Annotated in this window: 21 protein-coding genes; 16 read left to right on the top strand and 5 right to left on the bottom strand. The window is 29.8% G+C overall.

Translation table 11 applies throughout. From position 1 onward, the window contains the following. Nucleotides 1–38: 38 nt before the first annotated feature. On the bottom strand, nt 39–3569 hold the full coding sequence (locus BM549_RS01610) for a TraB/GumN family protein (RefSeq protein ID WP_290468657.1): 3531 nt from the start codon (nt 3567–3569) through the stop codon (nt 39–41). Nucleotides 3570–3659: 90 nt separating this feature from the next. Between BM549_RS01610 and BM549_RS01605 the strand changes: the two genes are divergently transcribed. The 12 genes from BM549_RS01605 (at nt 3660) to BM549_RS01550 (ending at nt 16837) form a co-directional block, all read left to right on the top strand. After that, nucleotides 3660–4958: an anthranilate synthase component I family protein gene (locus tag BM549_RS01605; RefSeq protein WP_290468656.1), complete on the top strand. Its 1299-nt coding sequence runs from the start codon at nt 3660–3662 to the stop codon at nt 4956–4958. Between the two features lie 13 nt (nt 4959–4971). Then, nucleotides 4972–6288 carry a tRNA lysidine(34) synthetase TilS gene (tilS, locus tag BM549_RS01600; RefSeq protein ID WP_290468655.1) on the top strand — a complete coding sequence of 439 codons (1317 nt, stop codon included), beginning with the start codon at nt 4972–4974 and terminating at the stop codon, nt 6286–6288. Beyond that, entirely contained in the window at nt 6285–8678 is a 2394-nt protein-coding gene (locus BM549_RS01595) for a protein-disulfide reductase DsbD domain-containing protein (protein ID WP_290468654.1), read from the top strand. The genes tilS and BM549_RS01595 overlap by 4 nt, the downstream gene beginning before the upstream one ends. Nucleotides 8679–8790: 112 nt before the next feature. Next, nucleotides 8791–10413 (top strand): adenine deaminase, encoded by a 1623-nt coding sequence (gene ade / locus BM549_RS01590; RefSeq protein ID WP_290468653.1) that lies wholly within the window; start codon nt 8791–8793, stop codon nt 10411–10413. A gap of 110 nt (nt 10414–10523) precedes the next feature. Beyond that, nucleotides 10524–12062: a YifB family Mg chelatase-like AAA ATPase gene (locus BM549_RS01585; RefSeq protein ID WP_290468652.1), complete on the top strand. Its 1539-nt coding sequence runs from the start codon at nt 10524–10526 to the stop codon at nt 12060–12062. A 64-nt stretch (nt 12063–12126) separates the two neighbouring features. Beyond that, entirely contained in the window at nt 12127–12480 is a 354-nt protein-coding gene (locus BM549_RS01580; protein WP_290468651.1) for a hypothetical protein, read from the top strand. Between the two features lie 6 nt (nt 12481–12486). Then, entirely contained in the window at nt 12487–13188 is a 702-nt protein-coding gene (locus BM549_RS01575; protein ID WP_290468650.1) for a hypothetical protein, read from the top strand. 146 nt (nt 13189–13334) lie between these two features. Beyond that, entirely contained in the window at nt 13335–13826 is a 492-nt protein-coding gene (locus tag BM549_RS01570; protein WP_290468649.1) for a hypothetical protein, read from the top strand. Nucleotides 13827–13833: 7 nt separating this feature from the next. Beyond that, nucleotides 13834–14577, top strand: a complete 744-nt coding sequence (locus tag BM549_RS01565; RefSeq protein ID WP_290468648.1) for a hypothetical protein — start codon at nt 13834–13836, stop codon at nt 14575–14577. Continuing rightward, nucleotides 14574–15296 carry a hypothetical protein gene (locus BM549_RS01560; protein ID WP_290468647.1) on the top strand — a complete coding sequence of 241 codons (723 nt, stop codon included), beginning with the start codon at nt 14574–14576 and terminating at the stop codon, nt 15294–15296. The genes BM549_RS01565 and BM549_RS01560 overlap by 4 nt, the downstream gene beginning before the upstream one ends. Before the next feature lie 153 nt (nt 15297–15449). After that, nucleotides 15450–16016 carry a hypothetical protein gene (locus BM549_RS01555; RefSeq protein ID WP_290468646.1) on the top strand — a complete coding sequence of 189 codons (567 nt, stop codon included), beginning with the start codon at nt 15450–15452 and terminating at the stop codon, nt 16014–16016. Beyond that, nucleotides 16013–16837, top strand: coding sequence for a histidine kinase (locus tag BM549_RS01550; RefSeq protein WP_290468645.1), 825 nt, complete (start codon nt 16013–16015; stop codon nt 16835–16837). Before BM549_RS01555 ends, BM549_RS01550 begins: the two co-directional genes overlap by 4 nt. Here BM549_RS01550 and BM549_RS01545 read toward each other — a convergent pair whose 3' ends face one another. Genes BM549_RS01545 through panB form a run of 3 tightly spaced genes read right to left on the bottom strand, consistent with a single transcriptional unit; the run spans nt 16838 to nt 19826 of the window. After that, nucleotides 16838–18208: an aldehyde dehydrogenase gene (locus BM549_RS01545; RefSeq protein WP_290468644.1), complete on the bottom strand. Its 1371-nt coding sequence runs from the start codon at nt 18206–18208 to the stop codon at nt 16838–16840. Nucleotides 18209–18267: 59 nt separating this feature from the next. Then, nucleotides 18268–18978, bottom strand: coding sequence for an RluA family pseudouridine synthase (locus BM549_RS01540; protein WP_290468643.1), 711 nt, complete (start codon nt 18976–18978; stop codon nt 18268–18270). Between the two features lie 29 nt (nt 18979–19007). Beyond that, nucleotides 19008–19826 (bottom strand): 3-methyl-2-oxobutanoate hydroxymethyltransferase, encoded by an 819-nt coding sequence (panB, locus tag BM549_RS01535; RefSeq protein WP_290468642.1) that lies wholly within the window; start codon nt 19824–19826, stop codon nt 19008–19010. Between the two features lie 106 nt (nt 19827–19932). Between panB and BM549_RS01530 the strand changes: the two genes are divergently transcribed. Next, nucleotides 19933–20403 (top strand): nuclear transport factor 2 family protein, encoded by a 471-nt coding sequence (locus BM549_RS01530; protein WP_290468641.1) that lies wholly within the window; start codon nt 19933–19935, stop codon nt 20401–20403. A 62-nt stretch (nt 20404–20465) separates the two neighbouring features. Here the strand turns inward: BM549_RS01530 and BM549_RS01525 are convergent, their stop codons facing one another. Further along, nucleotides 20466–21890, bottom strand: a complete 1425-nt coding sequence (locus BM549_RS01525) for an L-serine ammonia-lyase (protein WP_290468640.1) — start codon at nt 21888–21890, stop codon at nt 20466–20468. Between the two features lie 224 nt (nt 21891–22114). Here BM549_RS01525 and dnaK point away from each other — a divergent pair, with 224 nt between their 5' ends. From dnaK to BM549_RS01510, 3 genes are all read left to right on the top strand, one after another. Then, complete coding sequence (dnaK, locus tag BM549_RS01520) at nt 22115–24034, top strand: molecular chaperone DnaK (protein WP_290468639.1); 1920 nt, start codon at nt 22115–22117, stop codon at nt 24032–24034. Nucleotides 24035–24251: 217 nt separating this feature from the next. Next, the gene (locus BM549_RS01515; protein ID WP_290468638.1) at nt 24252–25199 is read left to right on the top strand and encodes a nitronate monooxygenase; all 948 of its coding nucleotides are present in this window, start codon (nt 24252–24254) and stop codon (nt 25197–25199) included. A 132-nt stretch (nt 25200–25331) separates the two neighbouring features. Beyond that, on the top strand, nt 25332–26603 hold the full coding sequence (locus tag BM549_RS01510) for a hypothetical protein (RefSeq protein ID WP_290468637.1): 1272 nt from the start codon (nt 25332–25334) through the stop codon (nt 26601–26603). Nucleotides 26604–26675: the final 72 nt, after the last annotated feature.

Here is a 26675-nt window from a genome sequence, read left to right as displayed (position 1 = left end):
AATAAACCTTAACTAATATGTTTTTAGTGAGACTTTTTTTATAAATTTTCGGCTTTCTTTTTAATAAGTTTTTCTGATTGCGCTTTCCAATTATCACTTAAATAGTTCCAATCTGTCAAGGTGGTATAAGTTTTAAAATCATGTTTTTGTGAGAGTTTAAAATCGGCTTTTACTACTGCTAAATAAGACTCTTCTGTGCCATCATAATCGTAAATTAATGCATAGGCATAATAAGTAACGTTATCTAATTTTAAAGTACCAAGTAAATTTCTTTTATCTGGCCATTCGTCTATTTCTTCTAAATATTGTTGTAAAGATAAGTTTGCAAACGCTGCTTCATTATAATATTTTTTTGAAACCTTTTTAAGGTTATTTGCCTTATGGTATGCTTTCATAATATTATAGCGTGTATCTAAACTATCTAAAAGGGTATTTGTTAACTGGTTTTCAAGTTTTAAATCGTGAAGAATTCTAATTTCTGAAGCTCTAAGCGCTAACCACTTGTTATTTTTAATATCTAATAACTGATTTGTAAAATTATCTATAGTTTGTGCTTGTTTGTTTTTAGGAAATGCCTCAAAATAATTTAGATAATTATAAATTATGGTTTGATGTGAATAGTTAAAGTCTTCTGATGCTTTTTGATTAATAAATGTTTTTAAATCTTTAGTATTATTAATGGTTAAGTTATTAAATAGTGAAATAATATTGCTTTTGTTTTTATAACTAGATTTTAATATTTGTGCTGATAAACTTAGTAGTTGTGATCTGTATTTTTTTGAGTCAATAAGTTTTAATAACCCATTATAATCTTCTATTGCCATTGGGATAGAATCAAAATATGGAGAAAAAATAGCGTAATTGTAATCTTCGGCTGCTTTAGGAGTATTATTTAAAAGTAACTTTCTATAAGTTGTTAAATTGTTGGGCGTTTTTAGTTCGGGAATTATTTGTAATATGCTTCTTTTTAAAGCTTCGTTTAAATTATAATTAGTGTATATTTTTTCTAAAAAAGCAACTGTATTATCATCTGAAACGTTATTAAATTCATTAATTATAGCTTCAATTACTTTTTCTTTATTTTCTGTTGTTGCATACTTAGCATCTATGGCTTTATAAAGTTTTGGTACATCATCTTTACTAAATTCATAATATGTAAATGCACCATAAGCTTGTTTAAATACTAAAGAGTCTTTAGACTTTAAATTGTTTAATAATAAATCTGTTTTAGAGCTGTAATAATTAAATGAGGTAGTATTTGTTTTGGGTAAATAACCGTACAATAGGTTGTTGGTTGTTTTACTGTCAATATTTTCTTTGCTTACAAAAGCCGACGTATAAATAAATTTATCTTTATCTAACCAAAGTAGGTACTTACTATAAATACTATCTTGTTTTTGCATAACAACAAATTCTACAGCTTCGTTATTATTAACTTTCACTTTTTTGCTTCTTACAATAGTATCTGTGTAATTAGTAATGTTTTCTTTATTTAAATCGTAAAATTTAGCTAGGGTATCTATTTTAAAATAAGGTTTTAATTTTGTAAAACCGAAGGCATAAATATCTCCTGATTGTTCGTTTTTAGTATAATAATCATAAGAATTATAAAAATACGTATCAGAATTATCATAATCTTCATCTTCTAAAATTTCACGAATATTTTTAAAGCCTTTAAATTTTACACCTTGTTTTTCATGAACAACAATAGGTTCTTCTTCAAAATCTGTAAGTTTAAAAGATTCAAAAAACGTATTGTTTGGGTCTGCTTTTAAACCTTTTTCAAGTCTTTGTGCAAGAAGTAAATACGTTCTATTGCCTCTAAAAAACAATCTGCAAATAGAATGAGAAATTCCTTTAATATAAAGTTCATATTCTTTACCAATATAACCGTTTTGGTATATTGTTTTTGGTGTGCCAATAATTTCGGCTTTACCAGTAAATGTTTCTGCCATACCTCTAAACGATGCCTCTAAATCATCAATTCTATAGCCGTTTGGTTGGTCGTTATATCGTATTATATAATTAGATTTGTTTTTGGCATCTATGGCCATAAACATATTAATTATGTAAGGTTCTGTAGTGTCTTCAAACGGACTTTCAATTTCTTTAGAACGATCTAAAGGTTTGCTTGGCATTTTTACTGTAAAGGCTCCTTTTTTATGTTTAAACTCATACCAATTTGGTGTTGGTATAGCTTTAGGTTTTGTGATTTTTATAGAGTTTACAAAACGTGACACCATTTTAGAGTTTAGTGAATTATAGTTTCCGTAGACTAAAAATTGATAAAAAACCCCATTTTTAAATACAAAAACAGATTTTACACCATCTTTTTTAGGATCACTTGGTTCAGGAATTTTTATGTCAATTTCATAACCTTGTGTACCACCAATAGTAATGGTTTTTTTGCTAACTATTTCTCCATTATATCTTGTAGTAGCATCTTCAATCATTTTTTCATAAAACATGGTTTTGTCTATTCCATTTTTAGATCTAAAATCTAAAGCAAAATAAGAATAGTTTGTGCCAGTAATTAAGTCTGTGTAGATATAAGCATCAAGTCCCTCGTTATTTGATTCTATAGCAGGAATTCCTGGTGTTTGCAATGTGTAGCCATAATCTTCACTATTAAATGTATGCCAAGACATTTTAGAAGTATCTATAGTATAATTTTTTGCAACTCCTGTAAATTTAGCTTCTACAGGCGTAACTTTATAACCTTTATCGCGAAGCATTTTTATAAGTCCCACATTTCCTGGTAAATGTGCTGCACCAACAGCCGAAAAAATAGAACTATTTTTCATTTGTTTTATAATACTATTAGTCATTACAATGTTTCTACTTTTCATTTCTTCTCCATAACCATCATAAGACATAATCATGGCGTCTATAGCATTAATATCGCCTGTTATATATACCTTTTTTAAGGCTTCAGTTTCAGTTTCATAAGTTTCTATGTCGTAAAAAAGCTCTTCTAAAAGTAGTTCGCGTTTTCTCTCATCTGTAGCATTTTCAAAATAAAATAATTGCGAATCTGTATCTTCTAAACCTACAATTTCTTTTTGCATGGTCTTAGCATGACCTAAAAGGTGCATGTCTACAAAAGTTGTTTTATCGGTTTCTTTTTCATCATCAGGACTTAGCATAGACATTAAAATACTTGGGTCGTAAAGTGTAGATTCTTCAATATCGTAACCATTTATAGCCTTAAACCGTTTGGCAATTTTGCTATATTCATCATCATTTAAAAGTTTTTTAAACTGCAAATAAGCAAGCTCAATTTTTGGTTTTGTAAACATTTTTATCACTAAAGAATCGGGCTGAATCTCTAATGCAAATTTCTCGGTATTTTCAATTGCTGGCAAAACAGCATCGCTAAAATTAAACGCGCGCTCGTCGCTAACATGCATTGTGCCAAATAAATAAGAAGGTTTAAGTTGGTCTTTACCTTCAATTTTCCATAATAAAGAATATTTAGATTTTTCTTGAGCAGATAATTGTAAACCGAAAATTAATAAAAGCAAAATGGTTAGTAAATGCTTTTTAAAATTAATAGAAAATAAAGTCATAAGATTGGGATAGTGAAACGTTTTATATATTATACTTAGAAAATAGTGAGATTCTTTATAAATTTGAAAAGGTTAATATAAGCACTTTAATTGAGAACAAGTAAAACAAAACAAATAGTTAATATTGAGGAATTTAAGAGAAAACTACTTTCTTGGGCACAACATTTTGATGATGTTGTTTGGCTTGATTCCAACAATTACTCACAAAAATATTCAAATTATGATGCCGTTTTAGCGGTTGATGCATTTACAGCAATACAAACAGATTATCATGATGCTTTTGGTAAACTTAAAGAATACCAAAACAATACTAACGATTGGATTTTTGGTTATTTAACTTACGATTTAAAAAACGATACCGAAAACTTAAAATCTAATAATACCGATGGTTTAGCTTTTGCAGACCTGTATTTTTTTCAGCCTAAAAAAATCTTTTTAGTACAAGGTAATACGGTTACTATAAAATATTTAAATGCTGTTGATGATGAGTTAGAAATAGATTTAGAAACCATAGAGAATTATAAATCTACTATTAATACTCAAGCAAATACAAACATAAAAATTAAGCTGCGTACAAGTAAAGATGATTACTTTGAAAAAGTAGCAAAAATGCAATGGCATATAAATAGAGGTGATATTTACGAAGCTAATTTTTGTCAAGAATTTTATGCCGAAAATACAACCATAAACCCAATAGAAACTTATTATAAACTTAACGAAATTTCACAACCGCCATTTGCAGCTTTTTTTAAAACAAATGATAAATATTTACTCTCTGCTTCGCCAGAGCGATACATAAAAAAAGCAGGTACTAAAATCATTTCGCAACCTATAAAAGGTACAGCAAAACGCGAAAGCGATGCTATATTGGATAATACATTAAAACATAATTTAATTACAGACCAAAAGGAACGTAGTGAAAATATTATGATTGTAGATTTAGTTAGAAACGATTTATCACAAACAGCCACAAAAGGTAGCGTTGAAGTCGAGGAGCTTTGTAAAGTTTATAGCTTTAAACAAGTACATCAAATGATATCTACAGTAGTTTCTCAAGTAGAAAACACTATAGATCCTATAGAAGTTTTAAAAACTACATTTCCAATGGGAAGCATGACTGGAGCTCCAAAAATTTCAGCAATGAAAATTATTGAAACTCTAGAAGACGCTAAACGTGGTTTGTATTCTGGTTCTGTAGGTTACATTACTCCAGAAAACGACTTCGATTTTAATGTTATAATTCGTAGTATTTTATATAACGAAACACAGCAGTATGTTTCTTATTCTGTTGGTGGAGCAATTACTGCAAAAAGTGAACCAACTAGCGAATACGAAGAGTGTTTATTAAAGGCAAAAGCCATGCGAACAGTTTTAGAAAACAATAATTAATAAGCAGTAACACATGTTTAATGCCTTTAAAAATAATATAGAGAATAATATGCCTTATTTAAAAAAGGCTAAAATTCTTATTGCGGTTTCTGGAGGTTTAGATAGTGTTGTTTTAACTCATTTGTGTTCAAAGTTAAATTTAAATATTGCGCTAGCACATTGTAATTTTAATTTACGCGGAAATGAAAGTGATACCGATGAAGCTTTTGTTTTAGAATTAGCAAAAACATTAGATATAGAAGTTTTTATACAACATTTTAATACAGAAGCTTATGCTAAAGCAGAAAAAAGCTCAATACAAATGGCAGCCAGAACATTACGTTATAATTGGTTTTTTGATTTAGCAAGGCAATTACAATTCGACTATATATTAACAGCACATCATGCAGATGATAATCTAGAAACTGTACTAATAAATTTTACACGTGGTACAGGAATTGAAGGTTTAACAGGTATTCCAGAGCGTAACGAAAATATCGTGAGACCATTACTTAAGTTTTCAAGAGAAAGTTTAGAGTACTATGCAAAATCTAAAAATATAACATGGCGAGAAGATAGTAGTAATGCTTCAACAAAATATTTAAGAAACAAATTACGACACGATGTCATTCCTATTTTAAAAGAAATAAATCCTACGTTACTTAAAAATGTAGAAACTACACTAGATAATTTAAAAGATACCAAAGCTATTGTTCAAGAAAGTGTAAGTGCAGTTTTAAAACGTGCAATTATACAACGCGATAGTGAAGCCGTAATTTATAAAATACAAGAATTTAAAAATCTAAAACAACCAAAAGCTTATTTATTTGAGGTTTTTAAAATCTATGGTTTTACAGATTGGAACGTACTTGAAAATTTATTGCACGCGCAAAGCGGAAAACAAATAATGTCTAACACCCATACACTGTTAAAAAATAGAGAAACATTAGTTTTAACAGAAAACACAACTGTTACTGCATTTAAAGAAATTACAATAGAAAAACCATCTAAAAGTATTGAAATTGCTAACGGTTTATTATCTATAGAACGCGTTGAAAAACTAGAGAAAAATACAAAATCTACTATTTATTTAGACCAAAAACTGTTAAACTTTCCTTTAAAAGTAAGACAATGGGAAAAAGGAGACTATTTTTACCCGTTGGGAATGACAGGAAAAAAGAAACTAAGTAAGTTTTTTAAAGACGAAAAACTGTCGTTACGAGCTAAAGAAAAATGCCTCGTTTTAACCTCAAACAATACCATAGTTTGGGTTATAAATTATAGAAGTAGTGCGTTGTTTAAAGCAACAAATCAAACAGATAACATATTAAAAATCACATATCAACAATGAAGCAATTTATAGCTTTTATCTTAGTTTTATTTTCAATAAATAGTGTAACAGCACAACTTAATCCTGTAAAATGGAGCACAAGTGTAGAAAAAATATCTGATACAGAGTATAACTTAATATTTAATGCAGATATAGAATCGAAATGGCATTTATACTCACAAACGTTACCAGAAGGTGGCGCTTTACCAACAGCGTTTACATATAATAATGAAGGTGAAGATTATAAAATAATAGGTAAAACAAAAGAGAGTAGAAGTATAACAAAACACGATAAGGTTTTTGATATGGATCTTACGTTTTTTGATGATTCTGCAACATTCACGCAACGTATAGAGTTGGTAAATAAAAATATTATTGCCATAGAAGCAGAGGTTAGCTTTCAAGCCTGTGACGATAAACAATGTATTTTTGAAAGTGAAATTTTAACCTTTCAATTACCAACACCAAACAATGTTGTAGGTAATCAATCTAATATTTTAGAGCCTGTAAAATGGACCTCGAAAGCCAATAAACTTTCAGATACAGAATATGAGATAGAATATAAAGCAGTAATAGATGGCGATTGGCATTTCTATTCACAAGAAAATAATGCAGACGATGGACCAATTGCTACAGAATTTACATTCGATACTGAGTCTAAAGACTATGAAGTAATAGGAGAAACTTCAGAATCAAAATCTAAAAAAGTTTTTGAAGACGTTTTTAATATGGATGTTAAGTATTTTGAAAAAGAAGCAACATTCAAACAAAAAATAAAACTTTTAAATCCAGAAGTAAAAGTTATAAAAGCAGAAGTGTTTTTTCAAGTTTGTGATAACGAAAAATGCCTTGCACCAGAAACCTTTGAGTTTCAAACATCGCTTTCTGGAGATTTATTAAAATCTTCTGGAGCAACACAACTTAGCGATTATGATATTGAACAATCTAAAGCACTTGCATTAGATATAAAAGGAAAAGAAAAGTTTGAAAAAGCAGAAGATGTAGAAGAAAAAAGTAACCTTACCATTTTCTTTTTAGGGTTTTTAGGAGGATTAATAGCCTTGTTAACACCATGTGTTTTTCCTATGATTCCTTTAACAGTTTCGTTTTTTACTAAAAGTGCAGGAAACTCTCAAAAAGGAATTGCAAATTCTGTAATGTATGGTTTTTTCATCTTTTTAATTTACTTTTTATTAAGCTTACCATTTCATGTTTTAGACTCTTTAGACCCAGAAATTTTAAATAATATATCTACAAATGTGACTCTAAATATTATATTTTTCGTCATATTTATAGCATTTGCATTCTCATTTTTTGGTTATTATGAGTTAACATTACCGCATTCGTGGAGTGCTGCTTTAGATAGTAAAGCAAATAGTGTAGGTGGATTAATAGGAGTATTTTTTATGGCGCTAACCTTAGCTATAGTATCGTTTTCATGCACAGGTCCAATTTTAGGAACTTTATTAGGAAGCTCTTTAACTAGCGATGGTGGCGCAACACAATTAACCATGGGAATGAGTGGTTTTGGTCTAGCATTAGCTTTACCATTTACTTTATTTGCTATGTTTCCAAAATGGTTAAATTCTTTACCAAAATCTGGAGGTTGGTTAACAACAGTAAAAGTCGTTTTAGGTTTTATAGAAATAGCTTTAGCCTTAAAGTTTTTATCAAATGCAGATCTTGTAAAACATTGGGGATTATTAAAAAGAGAAGTCTTTATTGGACTTTGGATAATTGTTGGTATTGGCTTACTATTATATCTATTTGGAAAAATAAAATTTCCACACGATGGTCCATATAAAAAGCCTACAAAATGGCGTTGGTCTTTTATATTTTTAGTTTTTGCATTTACAGTATATTTAATTCCAGGTTTAACAAATACTAAATATGCTAACTTAAAGATGTTAAGTGGTTTTCCGCCGCCATTATGGTATAGTATTTATGAAAAAGAATCTGAATGTCCTTTAGGTTTAAATTGTTATAAAGATTTAAACGAAGGCGTAGCAGCGGCAAAAGCATCCAATAAACCTATAATGCTAGATTTTACAGGTTATGCTTGTGTAAACTGCCGTAAAATGGAAGAACAAGTGTGGAGTGAAGACGATATTTATAATATTTTAAACGATGAATATATTATTATTTCACTGTATGTAGATGATAGAAAGGAATTGCCAGAAAATGAACAATTTAAATTTTTAAAATCTAATGGTAGTTTAAAAAGTATAAAAACTATTGGCGATAAATGGGCAACTTTACAAACAGTAACATTTCAAAATAACTCACAACCGTTTTATGTATTACTAAATCACGATATGGAAATGCTAAACCATACTACCGCTTATACTCCAAATGATGAAGAATATTTAGAATGGCTTAAAAAAGGTTTAGAGAATTTTAAGAAGAAATAAATTATTAAGTATATAAAAATCTTATTTATATAATTAAATAAAAAGAATCTTAAATATGTAATAAGATTCTTTTTTTTTACTGCGTTATAACGGCTTAAAACACTAATAAATTATGAAAATTCAAGGTCAAATAGTAGACATCCAAAATAAACGTATTTACAAAGGAGAAATAACTATTAAAGCTGGTAAAATAGCATCAATAGAAGAAAAAGACCATGACGTTAATCATTATATTTTACCAGGATTTGTAGATGCTCACATTCATATAGAAAGCTCTATGTTAGTGCCAAGCGAGTTTGCTAAATTGGCAGTACGCCATGGAACTGTTTCTACAGTTAGTGATCCTCACGAAATAGCAAATGTACTTGGTGTTAAAGGTGTTGAATTCATGATTGAAAATGGAAAGCAAACACCGTTTAAATTTAATTTTGGAGCACCATCTTGTGTGCCTGCTACAAACTTTGAATCGGCTGGAGCAGTTATAGATAGTGACGATATTAAAACATTAATGGCAAATCCAGATATAAAATACCTTGCCGAAATGATGAACTATCCCGGTGTACTTTTTAATGATGAAGAAGTACTAAAAAAAATAGCTTGGGCAAAACATTATAACAAACCAGTAGATGGGCATGCACCAGGCTTACGAGGTGACGATATTTCAAAATATATTGCCGCAGGAATTTCTACAGATCACGAATGTTTTACTTACGACGAAGCGTTAGAAAAACTACAAAAAGGGATGAAAGTTATTATTCGTGAAGGTAGTGCCGCTAAAAATTTTGAAGCTTTAATAGACTTGTTACCAGAACATTTTGAAAACATAATGTTTTGTAGTGATGATAAACATCCAGATGATTTATTATTAAATCATATAAATAAACTTTGTGTGCGCGCCATTGCAAAAGAAATAGACTTGTTTAAAGTATTGCAAGCCGCATGTATAAATCCTGTAAAACATTATAATTTAGATGTTGGTTTGTTACAAGAAAATGATGCTGCAGATTTTATAGTTGTTGAAGATTTAAAGCAATTTAAAACACTTCAAACCTATATAAATGGGGCGTTAGTTTACGACTTTGGGAAAGTAAATATTAAAGATGTTGCATTTAAAAATCTCAATAATTTTAATTGTGACAAAAAAGAAATTTCAGAATTTAGATACGAATCTTCAGCAAAAAAAATAAGAGTTATAGAATGCTTAGATGGCGAGTTAGTCACCAATCAAGTTATAACAAATAGCTTGATAGATAATGGTAATTTAATTTCTAATACAGAAACCGATGTTTTAAAAATTACGGTTGTAAATCGTTATAATAATGCAAAACCTGCTGTTGCTTTTATAAAAAATTTCGGATTAAAAAAAGGCGCAATCGCCAGTTCTGTTGGTCACGATTCGCATAATATTATTGCTGTTGGTGTAAGTGATGACGCTATTTGTAAAGCTGTAAATGCCATAATTGAAGCAAAAGGAGGAATTTCGGCGGTAAACAATTCTGAAACAAAAACAGTAGCATTACCTGTTGCAGGAATAATGAGTGATAAAAATGGAGAAACTATAGGTGAACAATACGCAACGCTTGATGCTATGGCAAAACAAATGGGAAGCAAGCTAAACGCACCATATATGTCGTTATCATTTATGGCTTTATTAGTAATACCAGCACTTAAATTAAGTGATAAAGGCTTATTTAATGGTAGTGATTTTAATTTTGTGACCGTAGAAGCAAACTAAAATTTAGTTTGTAATTATTTTATTTTTATAAAGTTTAAAGCTGTTCCTATTTATAAAGATTTTTTTTTAATATAATTTTTCCTACATTTAGTTTCTAAACTAATCAGTCCATGCTAAAAAAAGTATTTGGAAGCGCCGTTTTTGGCGTGGAAGCTACAACTATAACCGTTGAAGTCAATGTTGACTCAGGTATTGGTTATCATTTAGTTGGACTACCAGATAATGCTATAAAAGAAAGTAATTATCGTATTGCTGCAGCATTGCAAAATAATGGTTATAAAATTCCTGGAAAAAAAATAACCATTAATATGGCGCCTGCCGATTTACGAAAAGAAGGTAGCGCTTATGATTTAACATTAGCAATAGGCATTTTAGCAGCTTCAAAACAAATACAAGCACCAGATTTAGAACGCTATTTAATTATGGGAGAATTATCTCTCGATGGTAGTTTGCAACCAATTCGAGGCGCATTACCTATTGCAGTTAAAGCTTTAGCAGAAGGTTATAAAGGTTTTATTTTACCTTCTCAAAATGCTAAAGAAGCAGCTATTGTTGAGGGATTAGAGGTTTATGGTGTTGATAATATAAAACAACTCATTAATTTTTTTGATAAAAATGAACCTATTCAACAAACTATAATAAACACGAAAGAAGAGTTTGAAAAAAACTTAAATTACCCTGAATTTGATTTTAGTGATGTAAAAGGTCAAGAGTCTATAAAACGTTGTATGGAAATCGCAGCTGCTGGAGGACATAATATAATTTTAATAGGTCCACCTGGAGCAGGAAAAACAATGTTAGCAAAACGGCTGCCAAGTATTTTACCTCCAATGACTTTAGATGAAGCTCTTGAAACTACCAAAATACATTCTGTAGTTGGTCGTGTAAAAGCAGACTCAGGCATAATGGCTCAACGCCCATTTAGAAGTCCACATCATACCATTTCAAATGTTGCTTTAGTTGGCGGCGGTAGTTATCCGCAACCAGGAGAAATTTCATTATGTCATAATGGTGTTTTATTTTTAGATGAATTACCAGAATTTAAACGTGAAGTTTTAGAAGTCATGCGACAACCTTTAGAAGATAGAGAGGTGACTATTTCTAGAGCAAAATTTACAGTAACATATCCATCATCTTTTATGCTTGTTGCTAGTATGAATCCAAGTCCTAGTGGCTATTTTAACGATCCAGATTCACCAATAACTTCCAGCCCAGCAGAAATGCAGCGCTATTTAAGTAAAATTTCTGGACCATTACTAGATAGAATAGATATACATATTGAAGTCACTCCCGTGCCTTTCGATAAATTAAGTGATAGCAGAAAAGGAGAGTCTTCAATAACTATTAGAAAACGAGTTACTAAAGCAAGAGAAGTACAATCTAAGCGGTTTGCAGATTTTACAACAGTTCATTACAATGCCCAAATGAACACAAAACAAATAAATAAATATTGTGAATTAGATAATAATTCTAAGCAATTATTAAAAACAGCTATGGAGCGTTTAAATTTATCTGCTAGAGCATATGATAGAATATTAAAAGTCTCTAGAACAATTGCAGATTTAGAAGGTGCACAAAATATAAACGGAAACCATATAAGTGAAGCTATACAATATAGAAGTATGGATAGAGAAGGTTGGTTAGGTTAACCAACTATTAAATTAAAATTATTATTTTTAAAAATTATAACGCTATTAACCAAAACTAAATATTATGCCTAATCCAAGTGGGATTATTACTCCAAAACAAGCAAAAGAATTAAACGATAACTGGACAAGACTAAGAGCAAGTGCTAATAAAAGCTCTGCAGGACAAGATGATAATAGATCGTCTTGGTATTCTTTAGAAGACATGGAACAGTATATTGAATTAATTAAAAATGAAAATCCAAATGTAAACGGAATTAGATTCTATTTAGGAGTCGAAACAACAGAAACAGACCCAAAAGGTTTAACTACTATTTTCATGGTTCCAACTGAAGAAAAAGATGGAGAAAACGCAGATATAGCAGAAGCAAGTGGTATGGATAGAGGTGGAGTTGGCGGAGGTCGATCTTATCCTCAATAGTAAGTGATGTTAGAGTTTTTATTTAAAAACAATCACATAATTACTCACGGTTTACAATTTATTGCAGCCGTAATAGGTGTGTTTCATATAAAAAAATATAAAAATACATCAGCTACATTTTTTATAAGCATTTTAGTGTATCTATTTTTTATAGATGTGCTTGCTATGTATACATATTACTGTAATTCTTTTTCTTTTTTAAGTTTTATAGCAGGTACTAAGTTTGAAGCTAATTATTGGTGGTATACCTTATTTTTCGATTTTATAGCTGTATTACTTTTTGCTGTTTTTTACCATAAAATCTTAATTAAAAAAGAACATAAAAGGTATGTTAAATATTTAAGTATAACTTACATTATTGCTTTTATTGTAGTTGTTTTAAATGATTTTGAAAACCTATTTATAGGTACATATTCTCAAATTTATATAATTGAAGCAATATTTATATTATTGTGTACAACATTATATTTTATAGAAATCTTACAAAGTGAAAAAGTGCTAATGTTTTCAAAATCATTATACTTTTATGTGAGTATCACTATTTTTCTTTGGTGGTTAATTGTGACGCCAGTAGTATTTTTCGATAAATATTATATAACAGAAGATATCTATTTTAAACAACTAAAAAGAAGTATATACATATTTGCAAATATATTTATGTATTCTGTCTTTTCTATTGGTTTAATTGTTTCAAAACCAGAAAATTAAATTTTTTAATGGATTTTTTTCACTACATTTAAAACGCTATTAACTAAAATTACACTTTACAAAAAGAGCTTAACATTTTAGGCTTTTATGATTTTGAAAAAGTAATTTATAATAATTTTAATAACCAACAAATTAATCAAATCACAATGAAAAATTTTATTACCCTTTTATTAGGCTTAATTATTGGCGCACTTATTATGTATTTTATATGCAATAAAAACACAGATGAAGGTGCTGTAGAAGTTACAAAGCCTACAGGTGTTATAACACCTAGCGAAGCAAGAGTTTTAGACAAAGCTTATAACTCTAGACATGCACTTATTAGTAAAGATATTGTTAATAAAGCAGATAACCGTTCGGCCTGGTGGTCCTTAGAAGATATTCAAAATTATATAGTATATGCACAAAACCAAAGTAGTGATTTAGGTTTTGATATGAATGGTATTCGTGTTTACTTAGGTGCTTACCCTACTCAAGGTGAGGATGTTGGGTATACTACAATGTTTTTAGTGCCTACAGCTTCAGGAATAGGAGATAAAGGAGGTTCACAACTAGGAGGAAATAATGATATACCTGATGCAGATCCTTTAAATATGGGACAAGGAGGTACTCCTCCAGGAGCAAATTATCCTCAGTAGAATTTGGATGGAATCATTTATTCAAAATAATTTTACAAATATTACAAAAGGAATAGAAATTATTGCAGCTGTTACTGGTATTTTTTGTTTAAAAAAATATAAAGGAACAGCTGTGATTTACTTTATTTATTTTTTGATATATGCAGTATTTGTTGAAAATTTTGGAAACTATACAAAGTTAATTGGTAATTACGACTATCTTGATTCATTATCAAACTCCATAAAAGATACTGTTTTTATAAAGAATTATTGGTGGTACCAAATTTTTTGGATTATTGGCAGTCCACTTTTCTTTTCCTTCTATTTTTATAAAACATCAAAAAATATTGTTATAAAAAAAAGTATTAAAATAATCGCTTTTTTCTTTTTACTTACTTCTTTTTTACTATTAATATTTAAATGGAATGCCCTTAACTACGGATTTATTAAAATTATAGACTTGCTTAGTTTGGCAGTGGTATTGTTTTTAGTATTTAGCTATTTTTTTGAACTTTTAAGATCTAACCAAATATTATACTTCTACAAGCTTATAAACTTATATATAAGCATTGGTATTTTATTATTTTGGTTAATAGTAACACCTATGACATTTTATGAAGTTTATTTCTATGATGCAGATTGGAACTTTATTATTTTAAAATGGCAAATATTCTTATTTGCAATTCTATTTATGTATACCATATTCACCATTGGATTAATTGTTTCTAAACCAGAAAAAGCGATAAAACCAAACGAGAAATTAAAATATTGAAAGAATTTTTTATAGCATATTATTCCATAATAATAAAAGCACTTGAAATTCTTGCTGCTGTTACAGGAATTATTTGTTTTAAAAAGTTTAAAGGTCATCATGAACGGTATTTTATATACTTTTTAATTTATATTTTATTTGTTGAAAATATTGGGTCTTATACTATATATATAAATAAGTATGAAAGTTTACGTTTTATAAAAGAATTAGTTGCTGGTACAATATTTCAAAAAAATTATTGGTGGTATCAAATATTTTGGGTTTCAGGTTCAGCATTGTTTTTATGTTTTTATTATTATAAAATAGAAAAGAATAAAAACGCTAAAAAAAATATTTCCAGATTGGGTTATGTATTTCTATTAATTTCAATACTTTTAATTGTTTTTAAGAGCCAAACTCTAAAAAATAATAATATTGAAATTTTAGATGTATTAAGTTTTATTACAATACTTTTATTAATTATTAATTATTTTTTTCAAACTTTAAACACAGAAAAAATTTTAAAATTCTATTACAACTTAACGTTTTATATAAGCTGTGGTTTTTTAATTTTTATAATTTTAATAACACCATTAACTTTTTTTGAAAGCTACTTTAATACCTCAGATTGGAATTTTATTATTTTAAAATGGCAGATAATGTTTTTTGCAAATGTATTTATGTATAGTACTTTTACCGTTGGATTAATTGTATCTAAACCCAATAAATTAATAACATAAATAAACTAAGAATTAGTGGTAGATTTTTTAACTAAGTATTTCAATTACATAACTTATGTATTTGAGTTTTTTGCCCTAATTGTTGCCGTTTTTTATTTTAAAAAATTTAAATACACATCTACTAGAGTTTTTATTTTTTATATAGCTTATGTAATGTTTGTAGAGCTTGTGGGTATTTCATTTTTTTATTTTAAATCATTTCCTATCACTAAATATTTAATTAGTTTAAACTTTTATTCTACTGCGTGGTATAACTTAGCTTGGTTATTTGGAAGTGTAATATTTGTGCTTTATTATATTCAAAAAGTATTAGAAAACAATACAAACAAATGGATAGTTAGAGTTTTAAACGTTATGTTTTTAGTAATAATGCTTAGTCATTTTTTGCTTTATCCTAATGTGTTTTTAAAAGAACATCATCCATTATATCAATTTTTAGGAGCTTTTTCAATATTAATCGCTTGTAGTATATATTTTTTAGAGTTTGTAAACTCAAATAAGTTACTAAACGCATTTAGCACTTTTAGCTTTTATGCTTTAAGTGCATTATTAATTTGGTGGTTAATTATAACTCCAATTCTATTTTTCAATATTTATAATACCGAAGCAGATTGGGATTTTGCAAATTTAAAACGACGCATTTTTGTTTTTGCCAATATCTTTATGTATTCTTGTTTTGCTATCGGTCTAATTATCTCTAAACCAAAGATAAATAAATGAATAACCTTTTATTAATTTTATTTCAACAACCTAAAGTTTCTACAGCTGCAGAACGCTATTTATTAATTTATATGATAGGCGTTTTAATTATTGTAACCACTTTAGTTATTCTATTTTTTATTGTTTTTCAAAAACGAAAAAACAAATTATTAATTGATAAAATCAAACAACAACAAGCTTTTGAAGAAGAGTTGTCTAATGCACAAACCGAAATTCAAGAGCAAACTTTAAAAAATATTGGTTGGGAATTACATGATAATGTAGGTCAATTATTGGCAGCTGCAAGTATGCAAATGAATATTTTAAAAACACAAATTAGTGAAGAGGTAAAGGATAACTTCTCTGAGGCAGCAAGTACGGTAAAAGAAAGTTTAAAAGAAGTACGTATGTTATCACGATCTTTAAATAATGAGGTGATATTAAATATAGGATTTGAACAGTCTATTACTAACGAATTAAATAGGCTTAAAAAAATGAAATTCGCTTCGGCAGAATTACAAGTTAAAGGAGATGTTGTTCCGTTTGCAAATAAAAAACATGAAATTATTGTATTTAGAATTTTACAAGAATTCTTTTCTAATACAGTAAAATATTCTGAAGCTAAAAACCTTAGCGTAATTTTAAATTATAAACCAGAAAAGCTAATAATTACTGCTAGTGATGATGGCATTGGTTTCGATATGTCAACTATTAAAAAAGGTTCAGGATTACTAAACATGAAAAGTCGTGCAGAGTTAATAAATACAACTTATAATTTAACCTCTAAAGTTGGAGAAGGCACAATGTTAAGTCTTGAATACCCTTACGAGCACGTAGATTAATTATAACCACTTTAAAAACCTTTTTATTTTTTTTAATTTTCCGTTATACGGTGCGTAGCGTAGCGATATATCTAACCAATTAGCTTTTTTTACAACTGGTTTTTTATGTGAAAAAGTATCAAAAGATAGTTTACCATGATAAGCACCAATACCACTATTACCAACACCTCCAAAAGGTAACCTGTGGTTTGCAAAATGTACAACGGTGTCGTTAATACAACCACCACCAAATGAGAATTTTTCTATTAATTTTTTAGCATCGTTTGTTTTTGTAGTAAATATATACAGCGATAATGGTTTATTATAGCTAGTAATTATAGTTTCAATTTTGGTTTTATCTTTAAAAGAAATTACGGGTAAAATAGGACCAAATATTTCATCTTTCATAACTTCACTATCACGATTTGGCTCATCTATTACTGTTGGAGAAATGTAAAGCGATTTTTCATTTACTTCACCACCAATAATGCAGTTTTCATTTTCTAACATTTTAGTTAAACGCTTAAAGTTTTTAGTATTTACAATACGACAAAAATCTTTAGAGTTTTCTGGGTTTTTTGAATATGCATTTTCAATTTCAATTTTAATTGCTTTATAAAACGATGCTTTTACACTGTCGTGAATTAATATATAATCTGGAGCAATACAAGTTTGTCCTGCATTTAAAAATTTACCCCAAACAATACGTTTTGCGGTGAGTTTAATATTTGCTGTTTGATCTATTATACATGGATTTTTCCCGCCTAATTCTAAAGTAACCGGTGTAAGATTCTCGGCAGCAGCTTTGGCTACAATTTTTCCTACGTTAACGCTTCCTGTAAAAAAAATATAATCCCAACGTTGTTTTAATAATGTTGTAGAAACATCAACGCCACCTTCTACAACGGTAACATGTTCTGGTTTAAATACGTTAGATATTATTTGTTTTAATAGAGCAGAAGTATGCGGAGTCAATTCGCTGGGTTTTAAAATAGCAGTATTTCCAGCTGCTATAGCGGCAATTAATGGCGCCATTGCTAATTGGTAAGGATAATTCCATGGTGCTATAATTAAAGTTTGTCCATAAGGCTCTGAGTATAAAATATCTGTAGAAGGGAAATTAATTAAACTAGGAAGTACCCATTTTGGTTTAGACCATTTTTCTAGATTTTTAATCATATGGTCCAACTCTGATAGTACTACAGATGTTTCTGTTAAAACTGTCTCAAAAGCAGGTTTATTAAAGTCTTTGGCTAAAGCTTCAATAATTTTACTGTCTTGGTTTACAAGTTCAGCCTTTAATTGTTTTAAAGATTTTTTTCTAAAGGCTACATTTTTAGTTTCTTCGGTTTTAAAATAGCTTTTTTGAGATTGGAGTAATTCAGGAATCATAAAAAATAATTAGTACTCCTAAGTTAGTAAATATTTTATAAGGTGTAAATTATGTAGTGCTAATCTATACAAGCATTCCAAATTGCATCGTTAGGTAATGGCGCGGTAATATCTAAATCAATTTTAGAAACAGGATGTATAAACTTTATGTTTCTAGCATGTAAACTTATACTAGCATCTTTATTACTGCGGTCAAAACCATATTTTAAATCACCTTTAATTGGTGAGCCAATACTTGAAAGTTGCACACGTATTTGGTGATGGCGTCCAGTTTCTAAGTTAACTTCAAGTAAAATATAGTTATCTAAAACCTTAATGGTTTTATAGTGTAAAATTGCTTTTTTACTGTCTGGAACTTCTTTTATATGTGCTCTAGACTTATTGTTTTTAGGATTTTTTTTAAGCCAATGTATTAAAGTATCCTTTTCCTTTTTTGGTTTATTTTTTACTAAAGCCCAATAGGTTTTTGAGATATCTTTTGATACAAACAATTTGTTTAAGCGTGGTAAAGCCTTACTGGTTTTAGAGAATATTACTAATCCTGTTGTTGGTCTATCTAGCCTATGTACAGTTCCTAAATAGACATTTCCTGGCTTATTATATTTTTCTGCAAGATATTCTTTAACAACGTCGCTTAAAGGCTTATCTCCAGTTTTATCACCTTGTACAATATCGCCCGCACGTTTATTAACCACAATTATGTGGTTGTCTTCGTAAATAACTTGAAGATTATTTTTATTTGATAGTACTTTTTCTAAAAATTTAGTCACAAATACAAGAATAATAATTTGCTAACTGCTTAATATTGCTCACTATCATTAGGGAAATCACCAGATTTTACATCTTCACCATATTGTGTAAATGCATTGGTCATTTCTTCATATAAATTCATGTAACGACGTAAAAAACGCGGATTAAATTCATGCGTCATTCCTACCATATCATGTGTTACTAATACTTGGCCATCTACACCAGCTCCAGCACCAATACCAATTACTGGTATAGAAACACTTTGGGCAACTTCTTGTGCTAATTTTGCAGGAATTTTTTCTAAAACAATAGCAAAACATCCTGCTTTCTCAAGCATTAAAGCATCTTCTTTAAGGCGTTGAGCTTCTTGCTCTTCTTTTGCTCTAACGGTATAGGTTCCAAATTTATAAATAGATTGTGGCGTTAAACCTAAATGTCCCATTACAGGAATTCCAGCATGAAGAATACGTTTTATAGACTCTTTTACTTCTTTTCCACCTTCCATTTTTACGGCATGTCCACCAGACTCTTTCATGATTCTAATGGCAGAACGTAAAGCTTCTTTAGGGTCACTTTGGTAGCTACCAAAAGGTAAATCTACAACAACAAGTGCACGTTCTATAGCACGAATAACAGAAGATGCATGGTAAATCATTTGATCTAATGTTATAGGTAAAGTGGTTTCGTGTCCTGCCATAACATTACTGGCAGAATCTCCTACTAATATAACATCAATACCAGCGCCATCAACAATTTTGGCCATGGTATAATCGTATGCTGTTAACATGGAAATTTTCTCTCCACGTTTTTTCATATCGATTAAAGATTTAACGGTAACTCTTTTGTATTCTTTTTTTGCTACAGACATTTAATTTAAATTAAGATAGACTGTAAAAATACTAAATTTACGATATATAGCGCTATTTTTATTTAATTCTGAAAAACAGTACATTGCATTTATATATTTAATAATTATGAAATATCTACCTGTAGTTTTAGCTTTTTTTTTAATAACCAGTAGCAAGGCTCAATCTAAAACAGAGTCCAATTCAAATTTAGAAGTAAAACAAGTAATAGAACGTTTTTTTGAAGGTTTTCATAAGCAAGACACTACAATATTAAAATCTGTAATTTATAAACAGTTACAGTTGCAAACTATAAATAAAGATAATAATGGAGTCGTACAGTTGTCTACAACAAAATACTCTAATTTTTTAAAGTCAATAATGTCAATACCAGAATTTCAGGAGTTTAATGAGAAAATTTTAAATTATACCATAAAAATTGATGGTAATATGGCAAATGTTTGGACAGATTATGAGTTTTGGTTTAATGGCCAACTTAGCCATTGCGGTGTAAACTCATTTCAATTAATAAAAACAAGTGATGGTTGGAAAATATTTTATATAGTAGATACTCGCCGACAAAAGGGATGTAGTAACTAAAAAATAAATATCAAAAAATAAAATTAATAATATACCGTAATTTCTAAAATTTACTGTTAGTATTAACAATCTGCCATATTCACACGTATAGCCAAGCCACCTTCACTAGTTTCTTTGTATTTGTTATTCATGTCTTTAGCAGTTTCCCACATAGTATCAACCACTTTGTCTAAAGGCACTTTTACATTCTTAGGGTCAGTTTCTAAAGCAAGTTCTGCAGCATTAATAGCTTTAATTGCGCCCATAGAGTTTCTTTCTATACATGGTATTTGAACTAAACCACCAATAGGGTCACAAGTTAAACCTAAGTGGTGTTCCATTGCAATTTCTGCAGCAATCATTACTTGTTCTGGAGTACCACCAAGTACTTCTGTTAAAGCTCCAGCTGCCATGGCGCTAGACACACCAATCTCTGCTTGGCAGCCACCCATGGCGGCAGATATTGTGGCTCCTTTTTTAAAGATACTTCCTATTTCTCCAGCAACTAATAAAAATTGTTTAATATGTTTAAAATCGGCATTATGGTTTTCAATAACCATATAGTACATTAATACAGCTGGAATTACTCCAGCACTACCATTTGTAGGCGCAGTAACTACACGACCAAGAGAAGCATTAACTTCGTTTACAGATAAAGCAAAGCAGCTAACCCATTTTAAAATTTGACGAAATTTAACTTCACTTTGTCTAATAGATTGTAACCAATCTTTAGAGGTAACATAAGGCACTTCAATATTTAATTTTTTATGCATATCAAAAGCACGACGGCGTACATTTAATCCGCCAGGTAAAGTACCTTCAGTATGGCAACCAATAAACATACAGTCTAACATAGTTTGCCAGATGCGTTGTAGCTCATGATCTATAGTTTCATCATCTCTAAGAGAGCGTTCATTTTCTAAAACAATTTCAGAAATAGATTTGTTTTCGGTGTTACAAAAGTTTAAAAGCTGTGTTGCGGTGTGACTTGGAAAAGGAAATTCTTTTATTAATTCTTTATTTTCGGCATCAACAGTACGTTCTTCTTTTATAACAAAACCGCCACCAATAGAATAAAACGTAGATTGATGAATTTCGGTATTTAAGCTAAAAGCAGTAAATGTAATGGCATTAGAGTGAAACGGAAGAAACACACGGTTAAAAATAATTTCAGAGTTTTTATCGAAATCTATTATCTTTTCATTTCCTAAAACCAGTTTTTCTGTATTTTCTATAGAGGCAATAATAATATCTATAGTATCTGTAGGTATATATTCTGGATCGCTTCCGCTTAAACCTAACATTACTGCTAAGTCTGTGGCATGACCTTTACCGGTTAATGATAGAGAGCCATATAAATCTACCTGAATTCGTGTAATATCCTTAAAAACATCATCTTGTTTTAATTCGTGCAACCATCTTTCTGCAGCACGCCACGGTCCTAAAGTGTGAGAACTCGATGGTCCAACACCAATTTTAAGCATATCAAAAACCGAAATACATTCCATAATTTATGTTCCTTTTTATAATCCCGCAAATATAGGTTTTTGCTTTCTATCGTATTTTAAAATACTTCACAATTTTTTTAATTTCTGACAACCTGTCATATTTTTTTCAATGGCATAATCATTGACTTAATGCTACCGTAAATAATTAATAAAATTAAGTTTCGCTTTTAAATTGAAAACATTCAGCATTAAAGCGAAAAAACATAAAAACAAAACATAAAACTATGAGTAAGATTATTGGAATCGATTTAGGAACTACCAACTCTTGCGTTTCTGTAATGGAAGGTAACGAGCCAGTAGTTATCCCAAATGCTGAAGGTAAAAGAACAACACCATCAGTAATCGCCTTTGTTGAAGGTGGAGAAATTAAAGTTGGAGATCCAGCTAAAAGACAAGCAGTAACAAACCCTACAAAAACAGTTTATTCTATTAAACGTTTTATGGGTAACAAATACTCTGAGTCTAAAAATGAAGCAGAACGTGTACCATATAAAGTTGTAAAAGGAGATAACGATACACCACGTGTTGATGTTGATGGCCGTTTATATACGCCACAAGAGTTATCTGCAATGGTATTACAAAAAATGAAAAAAACAGCTGAAGATTACTTAGGAACTTCAGTAGGAGAAGCAGTTATTACTGTACCAGCATATTTTAACGATGCACAACGTCAAGCTACAAAAGAAGCTGGTGAAATTGCAGGTTTAAAAGTACGTCGTATTATCAACGAGCCAACAGCAGCAGCTTTAGCTTATGGTATGGACAAAAAAGGAACAGACCAAAAAATAGTAGTATTTGATTTTGGTGGAGGAACACATGATGTTTCTATATTAGAGTTAGGTGATGGTGTTTTTGAAGTATTATCTACAGATGGTGATACTCACTTAGGTGGTGATGATGTTGATGAAAAAATCATTAACTGGTTAGCAGATGAGTTTAACGCTGAAGAGTCTATGGATTTACGTAATGATCCAATGTCTTTACAACGTTTAAAAGAAGCAGCAGAAAAAGCTAAGATTGAATTATCATCTTCTGAGCAAACAGAAATTAATTTACCATATATTACTGCTACTGCAAGCGGACCAAAACACTTAGTACGTACATTAACACGTTCTAAATTTGAGCAATTAATCGATGATTTAGTAAAAAGAACGATCGAGCCTTGCCAAACAGCATTAAAATCTGCAGGATTATCAAAATCTGATATCGACGAAATTATATTAGTTGGTGGATCTACACGTATTCCAGCAGTACAACAAGCAGTAGAAAAATTCTTTGGAAAAGCGCCAAGTAAAGGTGTAAACCCAGACGAAGTTGTTTCTTTAGGAGCAGCAATTCAAGGTGGAGTTTTAACTGGAGATGTTAAAGATGTATTACTTTTAGATGTAACACCTTTATCATTAGGTATTGAGACAATGGGTAATGTAATGACAAAACTTATTGAGGCAAATACTACAATTCCTACTAAAAAGTCACAAGTATTCTCTACAGCAGCAGATAATCAACCATCTGTAGAAATTCACGTATTACAAGGTGAACGTGCAATGGCTGGAGATAATAAAACAATTGGACGTTTTCACTTAGATGGTATTCCACCAGCACAAAGAGGTGTACCACAAATTGAAGTAACGTTTGATATTGATGCTAACGGAATTATTAAAGTATCTGCTACAGATAAAGCAACAAATAAATCTCAAGATATTCGTATCGAGGCATCTTCTGGTTTAACTGAAGAAGAAATACAGAAAATGAAAGCAGATGCTGAAGCCAATGCAGAAGCAGATGCAAAAGCAGCAGAAAATGCTAAAAAATTAAATGAAGCAGATTCTATGATTTTCCAAACGGAAAAACAATTAGAAGAGTTTGGTGATAAATTATCTGCAGATAAAAAAGCACCAATAGAAGAAGCTTTAACAGAATTAAAAGCTGCTTACGAAACTAAAGATATAGCTGTAATCGAGCCAGCGTTAGAAAAAATTAACGAAGCTTGGAAAGTAGCAAGTGAAGAAATGTATAAAGCACAGCAAGAAGCTCAAGGTGGAGCACCTAATGGTGGACCAACAGATGCAGGCGCTGGAGCAAAAGGTCAAGCAGCAGACTCTACAGATGATGTAGAAGATGTAGATTTTGAAGAAGTAAAATAAGCAGAGAACCAATTTTGCTTAGCAAAACTGTGTGAATCGCTTATGCTCAGATTGACTGAGTAGCTCTTCAAGAGATATTAAATATTAAAAAACGCAATCATTAATTTGATTGCGTTTTTTTGTTAAAATCAATATTTAGTTTAATCGTTAATGTTTGTAAAAAACTATGCATGCATAATAAATTATTGATTATATTTGTTCAAATAAAATCAACAAAATGCAAACTAAACTCACACAACTTTTAAATATAAAATACCCAATAATTCAAGCACCAATGTTCCTGGTTTCTAATGTAGCAATGGTTACAGAAGCTATGAAAGGTGGTATTGCAGGCTGTATTCCAGCTCTTAATTATAGAACTTTAGATGAGTTACGTGCAGCAATTAGAGAATTAAAAGCAAATAAAGTTGAAGGTGGCTCTTTTGGGTTTAACCTTATTGTAAATAAATCTAATATTAAATATAAAGGACAATTAGAAGTTTTATGCGAAGAAGGTTGCGATTTTATTATTACTTCTCTTGGTAGTCCAGAAGAAACTATAAAACAAGCACACAAAGTAGGCATTAAAGTTATTTGTGATGTAACCGATTTACGTTTTGCACAAAAGGTAGAAAGTTTAGGTGCAGATGCAGCAATTGCTGTAAATAACGAAGCTGGTGGTCATAGAGGGAATTTATCTCCACAACAATTAACAAATCAATTAAGCGAAGCATTAACTATTCCGGTAATTTCTGCTGGTGGAGTAGGTTGCAAAGCAGATATAGATAAAATGCTTAGTTATGGAGCAGAAGGCGTTAGTGTTGGAAGTCCGTTTATAGCATCAGTAGAAGCAGGAGTTACAGACGAGTACAAACAAGCCTGTGTAGATTATGGCGCTAAAGATATTGTAATGACTCAACGTATTTCTGGTACACCATGTACAGTAATAAATACACCTTATGTTCAAAAAATAGGAACAAAAGAATCTTGGCTTGAATCTATTTTAAACAAAAATAAAAAATTGAAAAAATGGGTTAAAATGATTCGTTTTTCAATAGGTATGAAAGCTACCGAAAACGCTGCTAAAAAAGCAACTTATAAAACAGTTTGGGTTGCAGGACCAAGTATAGAGCATACCAAGGAAATTTTACCAGTAAAAGCGATTATAGACAATTTAGTAAAATAGTAGCTTGTTATATTTATTATTTAAACCTTCTTTTTAAAAAAAACAAATTTTAAATAAGCTAAAAACTCTTTAAATAGAACAATCATTTCTCAATCAAAGTTTTTATTTTTAGCCTAGCGATTAAAATAGACAATGAAAAAAATAGGAATGTTTTTTATAGTATTATTGGTAGTATTTATACTACTAGTATATTGGTCGTTGTCTAGTACAGATAAAGTTTTTGAAAAAGCCGATATATTAAATATAGATAATATAGAAACATTTAATTTTAAATCTATAGACTCTGTAGTTATTAGCGCTAGTACATTATACAAAGCAAACACTGTAAAAACAATCATGCAAGGCGAGCAATATCGTAAGGCATGGGAAACACCAATAAAAGTACCGGTTGTATTTTTAGACTCTTTAAAAGGAGGAATGGAAGTAATAAAAAAAGGTGGAGGAAAACAAACACACTCTTTAAAATTACAATGTGAAAATGGCGTAAAATATACTTTAAGAAGTATAAATAAAGATCCAAAAGCACTAATTCCAGACTTTGCTCGTACTTTAGGTTTAGAAAATATTGTTGTTGATGGTATTTCGGCACAACATCCATATGGTGCTGTATTAGCTTCAGAAATTGCAAAATCTGCAAATATTTTAAGTACTCAGCCTAAAATTGTATTTGTACCAAAACAAAAAGTATTAAAAAAATACAATAAGAAATTTGGTAACAGATTATACTTATTAGAATATGAGACCGATAGCCATAAAAACTGGACAGATTATAGTAGTGTAACAGAAATTGTTGAAACAGACGATTTACAAAAGCTAAAACTTAAAAAAGAAAATAAAGTTGCAATAGATAAATCTGCATTAATAAGAGTGCGCTTGTTTGATTTTCTTATTGGCGATTGGGACAGGCATGCCAAACAATACGGCTGGGTTATTAAAAAAGTAGAAAATAATTATACAGCAATACCATTAGCAGGTGATCGTGATAATGCTTTTTTTAAAACCGAAGGTATAATACCAAGCATTTTAGCAAACAAGCATATTGTTCCAGAGTTACAATCGTTTGAAAAAGAAATTAACTTCATGCCAGGTTTAGTTTATCCGTTTGATCGTTATTTTTTACTTAATACCAAAGAATCGCTTTTTATAACCGAAGCAAAATTTCTTCAAAATCAAATTACAGATAGCGTTTTAAACAATGCTTTAAAGATTTGGCCTAAAGAAATCACTGCTATAGATGGTAATGAAATTATTGAAAAAATAAAAGCCAGAAGAACAAATTTAGTAGCTTATGCTAAAGAATTAAAAAAAGTAATAGACGAAAAAGGTGTGGTAACAGAAGCTTTAAAAGGCTCTGAAAAATTAAATTTACCAGAAAACTTATTGCATTGTTTTGAATGTAAATAAACTTTTTTTTTGTAAATTAGAATACACTTAGTTTTATATACTATAGCATATAAGTGAGTTTTTAAATATTTT

The organism is Lacinutrix sp. MedPE-SW (assembly GCF_001874145.1).
Lineage (GTDB): Bacteria > Bacteroidota > Bacteroidia > Flavobacteriales > Flavobacteriaceae > Lacinutrix.
The sequence above is the reverse complement of the archived record's forward strand: the minus strand, read 5'-3'. Positions and strand labels throughout refer to the sequence as shown.